9 protein-coding genes and 1 pseudogene are annotated in these 14,892 nt (G+C 38.3%); 1 reads left to right on the forward strand and 9 read right to left on the reverse strand.

The window, feature by feature from the left end:
- Positions 1-2: 2 nt before the first annotated feature.
- The 7 genes and pseudogenes from HXT60_RS04175 to HXT60_RS04205 form a co-directional block, all read right to left on the reverse strand.
- A complete protein-coding gene (locus HXT60_RS04175) occupies positions 3-842 on the reverse strand; it encodes an energy-coupling factor ABC transporter ATP-binding protein (protein ID WP_004117513.1) in 840 nt (279 codons plus the stop codon).
- Entirely contained in the window at positions 842-1,579 is a 738-nt protein-coding gene (locus HXT60_RS04180; RefSeq protein WP_075038906.1) for an energy-coupling factor transporter transmembrane component T, read from the reverse strand. Before HXT60_RS04180 ends, HXT60_RS04175 begins: the two co-directional genes overlap by 1 nt.
- The gene (locus HXT60_RS04185; RefSeq protein ID WP_032842046.1) at positions 1,572-2,183 is read right to left on the reverse strand and encodes an ECF transporter S component; all 612 of its coding nucleotides are present in this window, start codon (positions 2,181-2,183) and stop codon (positions 1,572-1,574) included. Before HXT60_RS04185 ends, HXT60_RS04180 begins: the two co-directional genes overlap by 8 nt.
- Positions 2,184-2,774: 591 nt before the next feature.
- A complete protein-coding gene (locus HXT60_RS04190; protein WP_064623640.1) occupies positions 2,775-3,473 on the reverse strand; it encodes a Crp/Fnr family transcriptional regulator in 699 nt (232 codons plus the stop codon).
- A 555-nt stretch (positions 3,474-4,028) separates the two neighbouring features.
- Positions 4,029-4,235 (reverse strand): hypothetical protein, encoded by a 207-nt coding sequence (locus HXT60_RS04195; RefSeq protein ID WP_064623652.1) that lies wholly within the window; start codon positions 4,233-4,235, stop codon positions 4,029-4,031.
- Between the two features lie 281 nt (positions 4,236-4,516).
- Positions 4,517-5,092, reverse strand: coding sequence for a hypothetical protein (locus HXT60_RS04200; protein ID WP_014554491.1), 576 nt, complete (start codon positions 5,090-5,092; stop codon positions 4,517-4,519).
- Positions 5,093-5,795: 703 nt separating this feature from the next.
- Positions 5,796-5,957 (reverse strand): annotated as a pseudogene (locus HXT60_RS04205) (type II toxin-antitoxin system RelB/DinJ family antitoxin); the annotation flags it as partial.
- 396 nt (positions 5,958-6,353) lie between these two features.
- On the opposite strand from HXT60_RS04205, the gene HXT60_RS04210 reads away from it, so the two are divergent.
- Positions 6,354-12,593, forward strand: a complete 6,240-nt coding sequence (locus HXT60_RS04210; protein WP_421790826.1) for a hypothetical protein — start codon at positions 6,354-6,356, stop codon at positions 12,591-12,593.
- A 458-nt stretch (positions 12,594-13,051) separates the two neighbouring features.
- On the opposite strand, the gene HXT60_RS04215 is transcribed toward HXT60_RS04210, so the two are convergent.
- Both HXT60_RS04215 and HXT60_RS04220 read right to left on the reverse strand, forming a co-directional pair.
- On the reverse strand, positions 13,052-14,260 hold the full coding sequence (locus HXT60_RS04215; protein WP_103013163.1) for an ATP-binding protein: 1,209 nt from the start codon (positions 14,258-14,260) through the stop codon (positions 13,052-13,054).
- 356 nt (positions 14,261-14,616) lie between these two features.
- The gene (locus HXT60_RS04220; protein ID WP_174190673.1) at positions 14,617-14,892 is read right to left on the reverse strand and encodes a type II toxin-antitoxin system RelB/DinJ family antitoxin; all 276 of its coding nucleotides are present in this window, start codon (positions 14,890-14,892) and stop codon (positions 14,617-14,619) included.

Below are 14,892 nucleotides of genomic sequence, written 5' to 3' on the forward strand. Positions count from 1 at the left end.
TGTCACTGTACCTCCTTCATAATCTTTTCAACTGCTTTTTTGACCGTAAGCGGAATTTCATTCCCTTTTACACTTCCCTTTTTCAGAAAATAAAGCACAATCTGAGGGAGCTGACCGCCATACTCTAATACTTTTGGATCTGTCAAAACATCTTTCGACTCTCCATGCATCACAAGCTCTCCATTATGCATCAAAAGGATAGAATCACAGTACTCTGCTATAAGATCAATCTTATGCTCAATCAAAATGATAGTTTTGCCCTGTTTCTTTAAAATATTTACGATTTCAAATATATCTTCCGTACTCTTCGGATCGAGCTGTGAAGTTGGTTCATCCATGATAACAACTTCTGGATCTAATGCAATCATGGACGCCAGAGCAACTCTTTGCTTCTGTCCACCTGATAATTCATATGGATTTTTATCCACCAATTCTTCCAGATGGAAAATTTTTACCAGTTCATCTACTCTCTCTATCATCCGCTCCCTTGGGATTCCGATATTTTCCATACCATATGCAATTTCTTCATATACGTTGTCTTTTACACCTGAAATCTGCACAAATGGATTCTGAAAAGAATAACCTACTATAGAAGCGAGTTCACCCGAACCATAAGTATCAATTTTACGACCATTGATTAAAATTTCTCCTTCTAATTTTCCTCTATATAATTCAGGAATAAAACCGCGGATAATGTTACATAACGTTGTTTTTCCGGATTCATTTTCCCCTATAAGCCCGTACACTTTACCCTGCTCGAAACAGTACGTAAAATTACGAACCACTTGCTTTTCTTCCAAAGGATATCGGTAACTTACATTTTTTAAAACAATCTCTGCCATTACATCAACCTCCATACGACATATCCGATAAACAAAATCACGCTTAATACTTCCAGCACAATGTCTAATGCTGTTTTATTAAGAACGTAAACGGAAGTTTTCTTGCCTTTTGCTGAAAATGCTCGCGATTCTAGAGCAAGTACACGTTCTTCTGTCTGCTGAATTGACGAAAGTACCAGAGGACCAAGCATTGGGATAAATGCTTTCATCCTTGTTATCAATCCACCTTCTGTTTCAATTCCTCTTGATTTCTGCGCATCTGTGATTGTTTTTGAAATAATTGACATCTGCGGAATCAATTGGATTGTTGAAGAGATAAGAAATGTTACTTTTCTTGGAGTACCTGCATGTTCCAGAGAATAAGTGATATCTTTTACTTTCGTTGTTTCAAAAAATATCATTATCGCAGAAGCTATTGCTGCAATTTTCGATGTCATAGACAAACTTGTTGCAAGTCCTATCTGAGAAAAGTGAATAAATCCCCAGATTGGTGTCTGATCATCATTAGCAACAACAAATACTTGCATAACAAATATGAACAAAATAATAATAAAAATAGATTTAAAAAATGCACTTAAGAACTGTTTCGTTGTTCCCGCCATAAGACTAATAATCAAAAATACAGGGAGCAATGCGTACTGTAATGCATATCCTGGTGTAAAAATACTAATAATCACGACCAAAAGTGTAATCATAAATTTTGTGGTTGGGTATAATTTACCAATTCTGCTATCCATTGATTTTTGCCCCTTTCTTTTTAATATATTGAAGTCCATAGTTTAATTTGACTAAAAAGCGGTCTGGAATTCTTCGCACAACAATCCATGCAACCGCAAAGTTTACAATTGTATTAATTGTTCCTGAGATTACATTTGTTGTTAATACAGAATTCCAAAGAGCCTGTCCTGATGCAACGAATGCAGCTGTAAGAAGATCTGTTCCAGCTCCAGTAACTCCACCAAACATGAACACCGTGACTACAGCAGCAGATACAGATGACACTACATTTAGAAGAACACAACCGAATACAATCCCAAGAATGTTACTGTATAATTTCCATCTGGAAAGGAATCCAGATACAAGTCCGATCAGCATTGATACTATTGCATAGCCAAAAGCTGTAGGATAGATCATTCCGTTTACTGCATTTCCAAGCAATCCTGTTACCATTCCAACCCATGGCCCCATGAGCATGGATACCAGAATGGTTCCAATTTGGTCAATAAAAATCGGAAGTTTCAATATTTGAGACATCTGATAGCCTACTACGTTAATGGATACACCCACGGGTATCAATACAAGTGCTATCAATGAAAAATCATATTTTAATCCTCTTTTCACTTCTTTTCCTTTCTGCCCGTTTATATAGTTCGTTATATTCCTAAATGGACTCTTATGTTTCCCGCCTGAATACATTTATGGAAAATTCCCATGATTAAAATTTTCAACGCTTACACAATCTATTCTTCATTCTTCATGATTTCCGAGAAAAATACCCTGTAAGCCTACATCCCACTGATGTGGTGAAAATGCTTAGCACATAAAACTACATTGTCAGTGCTTCTTTACAGCTTTTACACACATTGATGCAACTACACTAAAACCCAGCACAATTGCAAGATTCGCACCTTCTCTATCGCAATGATACAACAAGAATCCCAGTGAGTATATCTACAGGCCTTGCATAATGATCCATCTGATACACATAATCAATATTTATAGAACCAAAAACAAGTCCTTTTATCTTGCATTGCTCACATTTTAACCTCCTTGTTCATGTCGCTTATTTTTCATTTATTGTATATACTTTCTATTTCCTTCTAAAGGTCATATGTCCTTTCATAAAATTAACAACAATTTATACAAAAACAGCAGGAATTTCATTACAAAATCCCTGCTGTCATACCAATTATGAATAAATTGTTTTAGTGATTATGAATAAATATTTGTTTGTAGTTCTTTATATTGATGTTTGCTAATAATGATTTTTTTCTGTACATTTTTTAGTTCACCAGTCTCTTTCAATTTCTGCAAATTGCGCCCAACTGTCCTGATACTCATTCCGATTCCATTTGCAATATCCTTATATTCAGCTTCTATCAGTAACTCACCACTTGCATTCTTCATATTCTGATGACTTTCGTAATATGTAATCAAAAAGAATCTCACTCGATCCAATCCAGACATGTAGTACATAATCCCATCATTTCCCGAACGTTTATATAAATCGTCTGACAGAAGATTAATGCATTTCTTAAGTAATTCTTTGTCTTCCATGATTGTCTTATATACCAACGCTGCATCTATCCGTAACGCCTTCACTTTAGTTACTGTACTAAGCGTTGCAATATAACTATCTCTCCCCGCAAGAATCTCCAATAGACCAATACTCCCGTTAGTACTGTTTAACTGAAAATAACTGTATGTACTTCCATTCATATACTCGCGTATTCCAGCAACTATGCCATACTGTATGAAATATATGTAATATGGTCTCTCGCCCCTAGATACAAGAATACTGTTCTTTTCATATTCTACTAACACGCCTTTTTTTATTATAGACTCTGGCAATGCATGAAAATTAAAATCTCCGTCTGATCTATATTTATCCCATAACTTTTCCAGAATCATACTTATCACCTGCGGCTAATTCCTCTATTATTTTGTTATCTTACTCACCATAGTTTCCACCAACAATTAAGAACAGATTATCTTTATTGCAAATGTTTTAACAATCAAGATTCCAAGTATGAAATGATCTATGTGCACATCATTCTATCAAATCCGCATACTAAATCTTACTTTATTTATTATCCTTTTGCCTTTGTTAATTAACTTGCAGACATTACGCGATACATTGTTTTTGCAGGCGCTTATTGTTGAAGAAAACTTGACTAACGCTCAAAATTTTGCGTTCGTGATTGCACGATTATTCTGCCATATTTTACGTTATCTTTTATCGCGTATCACATTATTATATATGTTTTGATGCATTTAATCACATAATTATAAGCTATGTTAATCCTAGTATGCCAATCGTTACCATACATGCAACCAGAATCCCAACCGTATTAACACAATCCCAACCGTATTAATATCAGAAAGCCTCACTCCGCGAAAAATACCACGAAGTGAGGCAATCAGTCACAATAAAAACCAGACTAAAAGTCCAGTCTTAACATGCTACTACTTGTTGCAATGACGCGAAACACCACGACGCTTACCAGCGAAAAGTGTTACACAAGCAGCAGCCAAAACAGCAGCAAACAATGGATTCTTCGTTACGTTGGCATAAGCTATCGCAGGCAGAACAGTAACACTCAAGGTCATAGCTACAACACACAAAACAGCACTAGACACTGCCAACACACGATGCTTCATATTTTTCTTCATATCCCTCACCTCGTGATACGCAATAGTCGTTAATTCACGTAAAATGGCACATATCCCTTATTTTGCGCACTGACGAAGTTCTACCGTGAACCACACTATTTGCGTTCGCTATACATTTCATAGTGTACTCCTATAACACTAATCAGTAAATATACATAAACTATGCGCGAATTTGTTTGACATTACCAATTGATATGTGGGTTATAGATCCAAAAGTGCGTAAAGCTAGGATGATTAATATTTTTGGTTTATACTCCAAGACAATTAGAAACAGAGAGTTGTTAATTTTTTTGTTCAATAATCTTATCGGTAAATGCCTTTAAAAATTCTTTAGAATTGCTCCAGCCTGCACCATTGTTTAATCCCGAGAAATCAAACCCAGATATTTCATCTAAAGCTTTACTGCAAACCCATTCATACATTCCAGCCTGTTTGCTTTTATATATTATTAGGAACAATGGTTTCATTGCTTTTTTACCTAATAATATAACACTAATATATTGTTTAGAATACATTACATCGTTATACCATTGTCCTGTCAGCCAATAGAATTTATCTCTGCGCCCCTTTTCACCAATCTCATCGCATAGATTTTGTAATTGTTTAGCCACATACGTGAGAACCTTTTTATCTATGTTTTTTATAAGCAAAGTTTCATCAACACCATTTTTACTTACCTCTTTCCAGTCAACATCTTCATTATTTTCTGAATTTCCTTCATTCCTTGCAGACTTTTGATTTTCTGTTTTTAGCTCTCTATTATTATTGCTAAAACTATTCTGATTCTTACAACCTGAAATAAGTGGTATAAGACAAACTACAATGGTCAAAAAAGCATAATGCTTGATATACTTCATTACTTATACCTCCTCTACAACTTAATCTTTACCTAATTGCAGCTACGATTCTCATGCTCAATCTTCACTCTGTTATTCACTATCATCTGCCCAATATTTATTCATCTCGGAGTACAAATCATCTTTGAGTTTAATAAAACTGACGGGATGTAAATTATGGACAAAGAATGCAGATATGTAACCTACAAAATAACTATATCTAAAAATCATCCGATAATCCACAGGATTTTATTTCCATACATAAACAGATGTGCGGCAAAATGAGTACACGCTTTAACGATAGAAGCGAGCAACGTTAAAAAGGCTTAAGACTAGCCTAATAGCTTGATTTTAGGCACGATATCCATTCTCTTAATACCATGCCCATGCAATATTAGATTGTTGACTGGAAGCCGTGGTGTTCTAATAATGGGCGTAAATTTCAATTTCAACTTTAAAATTACGCCCAAAATGGTCAACTTGCCTTTTACACGTAAAAGCAAAATCGCATCTAGAATCTCGAGAAGTAAGCTTAAATCCGCCACAAGCTAAACCTTTTAATATTTAGTCCTACAACCACATTTCTAAACAAAGCCAATCGTCGGAATGAAAATTCGCCAATCGTCGGAATAAAATTACGCCAATTAGTGAGGAAACCGTTGCGTCGTATGTTAATGCGCTTCGCAAAATATTTGTTGTAGAAGATATGCCTGCCTGGAATCCAAGGAATAGTAAGCAAAAATGGAATACCGTTATTAAGAATGATTTGACGATAAAACATGCCAATAGCAGTAGCCCTAGGAACTCCAATCGTTTCCAGAATCTGCTCCGCCTGCTGCTTAATATTTTCTTGTATTCTCACATTCACATTCGCTGTATTCGACAAAGTACTAAACGATTTAGTATCAAAATTATAGTGAGGTAATGAACTACAAACATTTGTTTAGTGATTACCCAATCACATATCTGCGACACACCATAAGACGTATAACAGATTACGAAAATAATAAGAAATTTTATCAAAAATTATATTGTTATAACATTTCGCAAGAAATTTTCATTTAGAGCACCCCCCCCCCCGTAGGAAATTTTACAGTCTAAACTAATTTCAAACTGAAAAATATTATGAAAAAATAACAAAAAATGATAGAATTTTATAAATAGACCCATTTAAATAGAGAGCTTTATTACTGGCATTGGAGAAATTTGTCATAGAATTCGTTCTATTTATTTTATTTGTTTGAAAATTCATTAAAGGTTAGGGAAAATTAAGGAGATTGTTATGACAACCACTAATCCTTCAAAACATACATCATCATCAAAATCTTCTAGAAAGCGTTCTGCACACAAAGTACACACGCTTCCGTTAGCAACAATGGCTGCTTTGTTGACAGCAGCAACCTGCTTAGGCAGCCAGCCTGCCATGGCTGTTACGGCGCGCACACCAATTTCTACACCAACGTACACTGCAACAGCTAAAAGGCTTACGAATGGCACCGGTGCTGTGTATCAAGATCGTGAAGCTGATGTAGTTGTTAACAATCCAGAATGGCTTAAAACTCCTAGTATTCTTGAGTTCCAGCGTTATCGTTCTACTAATGATGAAAGTAAAGATAAAAAGACATTTAATTCCAACGATTATGGTAGCGATGAGTATAATACTCTGATTAAAAAAACAGATATGTATGCACATATCGAAACAATAGATGGTGCTAAATATCTCGTATTCGACGTATTCTTCAACAATGATGCCCAATCGATGGTAAATCTCTCAAACAGGCAGTGGTATATATGGCAAGTACCGTACCAAATTGCTAAGTTAAAGTCCGATGGTTCGTTCGAAAACGACACAATTCGCGACTTACGTTTTGACGCTTACAAACTTAAAGATGCATCACAAAATGACAAAATAAAACGCAAGATGAACTTTACTCTTTCGCGCGATTTTGCCAAGTTTGAAAAAGTAGACAATCAGTCAACAACTATAAACTTCCCAAATGATCATGAAAAAAATTTCGGCGGCAATCGTAAGAATTCTTCAAGCTTCCAATATAGTTTAGGACCAAACCTGGTAAGCGATAAAAAATATGAAACAGATATGAGCAATCTATTCCATGAGAATCACGATGATTACGCTATTGGTAAAGCAACTTACCCAGAGTTCCCATATAGCGGTAAGAATTATGGAATAGGTATTCAAACTTCAGAAGTAAATCTTGCATTCCATATGCATGCCGCAGTAAAGCTTAACGATACAGCAATTAACGAAAAAGCTACGACGTATGATGAAAAGTACGCTAATATACATAATGCTTGGACTTGGGCAGATTCTGCAACATATGGAAGAACAACAAGCTCGTCCTACGTGTGGCTTTCTGGACGAGATCCAGAATCTGACCAAGATAAAAACTTAAAACGTCACAAGAATGACAGCACAGCGCCAAAAATTTATTACAATGGCACTGAAATAGCTGACAATCAGACCATTCAACTTAATACAGGCGATAAACTAAGCTTCACTACCACCGATAACAAGGGTTATATTGAGAAGTTTAGCATTTCTGGTTTAAAGAGCACTCCTATAACCAAGCAAGGTGTTGGAAGCGAAAGTAATCCGCTTTCATCAGGCGACATCAAAGTTACTAAAAAAATGGACAACAAGGAAGTAACTATTACTTCCGAGGATGGCTCTGGCAACGTTACCACACGCAAAGTTAAAGTCACAGTTACTAAAAAGAAAACACTTGCTGAAGAACATCCTCTTAGCGGTAAAACCATTGATACTACCGTTGGTGGAACATTACCGCAATTGACAGAAATCGACAAACTTGTTGAGATTACAGACGGAGACAAGCTTAAAGATAAGCCAGCCTTAAAGTGGAACGGCCTCCCTGCTCCAAACACTGATACAGTTGGCGTATTTACCCCTAGTATTAAGGGAGAATACTCCGATAATTCCAAGAGTTTTACAAATGTAACCATCAATGTTAAACCAAAGAAGCCAGTTATCGACACTAATCTGACTAATCTTGCTGGAAAGAAAGAGCAGAAAGTAACAGTATCTGTTGGAAGCGGCATTCCTACCGACGCTAAGGTTACTGCAACAGTTAAACTGTTTGATAAAAATGGCAATGAAATCGGCTCTACTACAACGATTAAGAATGGTAAAGCGGAGATTACAGTTAAGGATGGAATTCCTGCAGGCGATGTGTATGCAACAACTACTGTAACGAAGCCTGATGAAAAGGGTCCTAAAGTAACAACTCCAGGGTTTAACCTAACTTCAGAAAAAAGTGATACAAAACAAGCTACTGCGCCTAAGGATAATGAAAAACCAACAATTACTGCTACTTCATCGCCTGTAACAGTTGGGCAAGATCTGAAGATTCACATTGTTGCTAAAGATGATGTAAAGGTTGAAGCAGTCAACACTTTACAGGCGCTAATGAACGCCAATCTGCTTCAAAATGCTGATATCATTGGTGGTCGTGCAAAAGTTTCAAAAACCACTGACACTGATCAGGAACAAGTGTTGGATCTTACTGTTAAGAACATGCAGCCGAAGGAAGTTGGCACACATACTCTAACCTTCACTGTAACCGACTCGGCAGGAAAAACCGGCACCGCAACTCTAACCATAACCGTGAAGCCAGCTGCTCCAACCGTCACTACCCCAACAAGCGGAAACGATCAAGGCTCAGCCACGATCACTCCAGCAACTGGTACTGATACTCTGGAAATCACTTATACGCCAGAAAATGAAACCACCCCGAAGACCATCACTGTCAAGAAAGGCAATGACAACAAGTGGAAGATTGATGGAAACACTCCAGATGGCGTAACCGTTAACGAAACCACTGGTGAAGTCACTATTCCAGCAAACAAAGTCAAAGACAATAGTGATGTAACAGCTAAAAACTCTAAGAACGGTACCAATAGTGACGAAAAAACTGGTCAAACAGGAACCAACCCAACCGCTCCTGAAACAACTAAGCCAGCTGCTCCAACCGTCACTACCCCAACAAGCGGAAACGATCAAGGCTCAGCCACGATCACTCCAGCAACTGGTACTGATACTCTGGAAATCACTTATACGCCAGAAAATGAAACCACCCCGAAGACCATCACTGTCAAGAAAGGCAATGACAACAAGTGGAAGATTGATGGAAACACTCCAGATGGCGTAACCGTTAACGAAACCACTGGTGAAGTCACTATTCCAGCAAACAAAGTCAAAGACAATAGTGATGTAACAGCTAAAAACTCTAAGAACGGTACCAATAGTGACGAAAAAACTGGTCAAACAGGAACCAACCCAACCGCTCCTGAAACAACTAAGCCAGCTGCTCCAACCGTCACTACCCCAACAAGCGGAAACGATCAAGGCTCAGCCACGATCACTCCAGCAACTGGTACTGATACTCTGGAAATCACTTATACGCCAGAAAATGAAACCACCCCGAAGACCATCACTGTCAAGAAAGGCAATGACAACAAGTGGAAGATTGATGGAAACACTCCAGATGGCGTAACCGTTAACGAAACCACTGGTGAAGTCACTATTCCAGCAAACAAAGTCAAAGACAATAGTGATGTAACAGCTAAAAACTCTAAGAACGGTACCAATAGTGACGAAAAAACTGGTCAAACAGGAACCAACCCAACCGCTCCTGAAACAACTAAGCCAGCTGCTCCAACCGTCACTACCCCAACAAGCGGAAACGATCAAGGCTCAGCCACGATCACTCCAGCAACTGGTACTGATACTCTGGAAATCACTTATACGCCAGAAAATGAAACCACCCCGAAGACCATCACTGTCAAGAAAGGCAATGACAACAAGTGGAAGATTGATGGAAACACTCCAGATGGCGTAACCGTTAACGAAACCACTGGTGAAGTCACTATTCCAGCAAACAAAGTCAAAGACAATAGTGATGTAACAGCTAAAAACTCTAAGAACGGTACCAATAGTGACGAAAAAACTGGTCAAACAGGAACCAACCCAACCGCTCCTGAAACAACTAAGCCAGCTGCTCCAACCGTCACTACCCCAACAAGCGGAAACGATCAAGGCTCAGCCACGATCACTCCAGCAACTGGTACTGATACTCTGGAAATCACTTATACGCCAGAAAATGAAACCACCCCGAAGACCATCACTGTCAAGAAAGGCAATGACAACAAGTGGAAGATTGATGGAAACACTCCAGATGGCGTAACCGTTAACGAAACCACTGGTGAAGTCACTATTCCAGCAAACAAAGTCAAAGACAATAGTGATGTAACAGCTAAAAACTCTAAGAACGGTACCAATAGTGACGAAAAAACTGGTCAAACAGGAACCAACCCAACCGCTCCTGAAACAACTAAGCCAGCTGCTCCAACCGTCACTACCCCAACAAGCGGAAACGATCAAGGCTCAGCCACGATCACTCCAGCAACTGGTACTGATACTCTGGAAATCACTTATACGCCAGAAAATGAAACCACCCCGAAGACCATCACTGTCAAGAAAGGCAATGACAACAAGTGGAAGATTGATGGAAACACTCCAGATGGCGTAACCGTTAACGAAACCACTGGTGAAGTCACTATTCCAGCAAACAAAGTCAAAGACAATAGTGATGTAACAGCTAAAAACTCTAAGAACGGTACCAATAGTGACGAAAAAACTGGTCAAACAGGAACCAACCCAACCGCTCCTGAAACAACTAAGCCAGCTGCTCCAACCGTCACTACCCCAACAAGCGGAAACGATCAAGGCTCAGCCACGATCACTCCAGCAACTGGTACTGATACTCTGGAAATCACTTATACGCCAGAAAATGAAACCACCCCGAAGACCATCACTGTCAAGAAAGGCAATGACAACAAGTGGAAGATTGATGGAAACACTCCAGATGGCGTAACCGTTAACGAAACCACTGGTGAAGTCACTATTCCAGCAAACAAAGTCAAAGACAATAGTGATGTAACAGCTAAAAACTCTAAGAACGGTACCAATAGTGACGAAAAAACTGGTCAAACAGGAACCAACCCAACCGCTCCTGAAACAACTAAGCCAGCTGCTCCAACCGTCACTACCCCAACAAGCGGAAACGATCAAGGCTCAGCCACGATCACTCCAGCAACTGGTACTGATACTCTGGAAATCACTTATACGCCAGAAAATGAAACCACCCCGAAGACCATCACTGTCAAGAAAGGCAATGACAACAAGTGGAAGATTGATGGAAACACTCCAGATGGCGTAACCGTTAACGAAACCACTGGTGAAGTCACTATTCCAGCAAACAAAGTCAAAGACAATAGTGATGTAACAGCTAAAAACTCTAAGAACGGTACCAATAGTGACGAAAAAACTGGTCAAACAGGAACCAACCCAACCGCTCCTGAAACAACTAAGCCAGCTGCTCCAACCGTCACTACCCCAACAAGCGGAAACGATCAAGGCTCAGCCACGATCACTCCAGCAACTGGTACTGATACTCTGGAAATCACTTATACGCCAGAAAATGAAACCACCCCGAAGACCATCACTGTCAAGAAAGGCAATGACAACAAGTGGAAGATTGATGGAAACACTCCAGATGGCGTAACCGTTAACGAAACCACTGGTGAAGTCACTATTCCAGCAAACAAAGTCAAAGACAATAGTGATGTAACAGCTAAAAACTCTAAGAACGGTACCAATAGTGACGAAAAAACTGGTCAAACAGGAACCAACCCAACCGCTCCTGAAACAACTAAGCCAGCTGCTCCAACCGTCACTACCCCAACAAGCGGAAACGATCAAGGCTCAGCCACGATCACTCCAGCAACTGGTACTGATACTCTGGAAATCACTTATACGCCAGAAAATGAAACCACCCCGAAGACCATCACTGTCAAGAAAGGCAATGACAACAAGTGGAAGATTGATGGAAACACTCCAGATGGCGTAACCGTTAACGAAACCACTGGTGAAGTCACTATTCCAGCAAACAAAGTCAAAGACAATAGTGATGTAACAGCTAAAAACTCTAAGAACGGTACCAATAGTGACGAAAAAACTGGTCAAACAGGAACCAACAACGGAAATTCTGGTTCTGGTTCTGGAACAGGTTCCGATTCTGGTTCTGGTTCTGAGACTGGAAACAACAATAGTTCTGAATCTGATTCGGGTAACGATTCCACGTCTAACAATGACGGTTCAGATAGCGGATCTACTACTGGTGGTAGCAGCTCTACAGATTCCGGCGCTCAAAATAGCACCAATGGATCAAGTAGCACTGATAATGCTAACAGCGCTGGTAACGCTGAAACCGGTAATGCTGGCAACGGCAAATCTGGTGATGCATCCACTGGTGCTTCAGGTTCCAACGCATCTACTAAGTCCGGCAACAAGGTTCCTGCAAAGCATTCGTCCCAATTAGTAAACACTGGTGCTGAAGTGGAACGAGTAGGATTGATCAGCGCAATGATTGCTGTACTGGGAGCTGCAGCAGCATTCTTCTCTCGCAAGAAGAATCGCGAGTAAAAAGTTCACCTACAAAATTAAACAAAAGTAAACTAATAATTGAAAATAATTAGAAAAAGGAGCTGAGTCACAAACCCAGCTCCTTTTTCTATATTGCTGATCACTTACACATACAAACTCTTGTATTGTGATTCAAAACATATCTTATTTAAGAAGAACCATCTTTGAATATATTCAAATAAACGATAATAAAATCAATAAAAACAATTTTTGACAAAACTGCAATATAAAAATTGTTCTTAAACCACATTCCCGAACATAAACAGCTGGGTGCAAAGTGTGTGCACCTTTTAACGTTAACATCCTGTGCACTCAACCCTAGAGCGTTGATATCTTCCCACAAACAGGCAAACTGCGCTCAAAAACCGCGCCAAGCCAGTCTAAAAACTGCCGCACGCTAAACCTTTTAATAATAGCCATCGCGAAACATAATCTACATAAGAGCAAAATCAAGCAGATTACGCATTATCTTCCAAAAGAAAATCTGGTAAATATTTGTGTATAATCCCTTCTTGCGAAAAATTCATTGTATCCATCGACAAAACATATTTAGGATAATTATCCTTAACCAATCGATAAACACCAAATTCCCGGCTACGAGTCTCTTCTCTAGCCATCAAATAAGAGACTTGATAATACTCAGTCTCACCTTGTCTAGTAGCAATGAAATCGATTTCTTGATTATTAATACGACCAACTTGAACCTGAAAACCACGAGACAAAAGCTCAATATAGACAATATTTTCTAGAATACGTTCAATTGATGCAACATTTGAGAAACCTACTGCTTGTCTAAAACCATGATCTGTTACATAGTATTTTTCCTCAACCGTCAGTAACTTTTTGCCAACACTGTCATAGCGTGGAACTTTTTTTAGAAGATACGCCGCTTGGCAAAAATTCAAGTAATTCAAAATGGTATCAACTGAAACTTTACGATTTTCGCTAACAAAATATTTACGTAAACTATTAGCCGAAAAACTTTGTCCAACATTATCTAAACAAAAAAGTAAAATGCGATTAAATACGCCAACATCTCGGATCGAATTGTATTCAAGTATATCCTTAACAACAACAGTATTATAAATGTCGTTTAAATATCTAAAACTCGGTTCCTCTTCCCCATTAAAATAATGAAGAGGAGGCATACCACCAATTTTGATATATAGCTGAAATAATTCCTGTATGCTTAAATTCAAACTTTGATACAAATTCACGAATTCGCTAAAAGTAAAAGGAAGCACCTCAAAACTTACGTAACGCCCTGCAAGCAAGGTGGCAAGCTCGCCGGACAATAATTTTGAGTTAGAACCAGTCAAATAAATATCGCAATCATAATCAACTCTAAGCGCATTTATAACACGTTCCCAGTGAGAAACTAATTGAATTTCATCAAAGAAAAAATATATTTTACCTTCGATTTGTTGACTACGTTCCGTAATTAATCTCTGCAGATCAAAATCATTTTTCACAGATAAGTATTGAGCTGATTCTAAATTGATATAAATAATACGACTTTGAGGAACGTCTACAAGCAATTCAGATTGAATCATTTTTAACAAAGTGGACTTTCCCACTCGTCTCATACCTGTAATCACCTTCACAATAGGCTTGTCAATAAAAGGTTTGATCTTATTAAGATATTTTTTACGTAATATATATGACATATCCTCACACCTTTCGATTACAGCTTTGCTTACAATTTCGATTATAGTCGATAAATTTATTGTTTTTTATAGTTGTTTCTATTATAATCGAAACAAATTAAAAATTCACTTTTGGGCTTTATAATTAAAAAAAAAAATAAAACATCTTTATTCAAACGTCTGCAATTCGTATGCTTTTAATACACATCCCGTGACATCAAGCAAACGTTCTAAACGTGAGATTTAGGAAACTTACGAGTATAGCTACACTTTTTTCAAGTGCACACTATGGATATTGGGTGCACTTTTTGACGATAGAAAAAGCTATCGTTAAAAGGTTTAATTTTCTAAAACCAAGATTACCCCACGGTTTCCTATCATCGTTCAAGCTCTTCAAAAACATCATCTATCGGATAACTATCACTTTGAGCCGCCTGATCATAACCTTTAGTCATCAACGCGTTAAACGTTTTCTCATCCATATCATCTTGTGCTGGAAGCGACTTCGGAATAGTAAGCGAAAACGGAATACCCTTATTAAGAATGATTTGACGATAAAACATGTCAATAGCAGTAGCCCTAGGAATTCCAATAGTTTCCAAAATCTGCTCCGCCTGCTGCTTAATATTTTCCTGTATTCTCACATTCACCAT

Source organism: Gardnerella sp. KA01002, assembly GCF_049244015.1.
In the GTDB taxonomy this organism is placed as follows: Bacteria; Actinomycetota; Actinomycetes; order Actinomycetales; family Bifidobacteriaceae; genus Bifidobacterium; species Bifidobacterium vaginale.

What these genes read in the sequence shown, in the direction of transcription:
- HXT60_RS04175 (WP_004117513.1), bottom strand. Translation starts at nt 842, where the DNA reads ATGGCAGAGATTGTTTTAAAAAATGTAAGTTACCGATATCCTTTGGAA.
- HXT60_RS04215 (WP_103013163.1), bottom strand. Translation starts at nt 14,260, where the DNA reads ATGTCATATATATTACGTAAAAAATATCTTAATAAGATCAAACCTTTT.
- HXT60_RS04220 (WP_174190673.1), bottom strand. Translation starts at nt 14,892, where the DNA reads ATGGTGAATGTGAGAATACAGGAAAATATTAAGCAGCAGGCGGAGCAG.
- HXT60_RS04195 (WP_064623652.1), bottom strand. Translation starts at nt 4,235, where the DNA reads ATGAAGAAAAATATGAAGCATCGTGTGTTGGCAGTGTCTAGTGCTGTT.
- HXT60_RS04210 (WP_421790826.1), top strand. Translation starts at nt 6,354, where the DNA reads ATGACAACCACTAATCCTTCAAAACATACATCATCATCAAAATCTTCT.
- HXT60_RS04200 (WP_014554491.1), bottom strand. Translation starts at nt 5,092, where the DNA reads ATGAAGTATATCAAGCATTATGCTTTTTTGACCATTGTAGTTTGTCTT.
- HXT60_RS04190 (WP_064623640.1), bottom strand. Translation starts at nt 3,473, where the DNA reads ATGATTCTGGAAAAGTTATGGGATAAATATAGATCAGACGGAGATTTT.
- HXT60_RS04180 (WP_075038906.1), bottom strand. Translation starts at nt 1,579, where the DNA reads ATGGATAGCAGAATTGGTAAATTATACCCAACCACAAAATTTATGATT.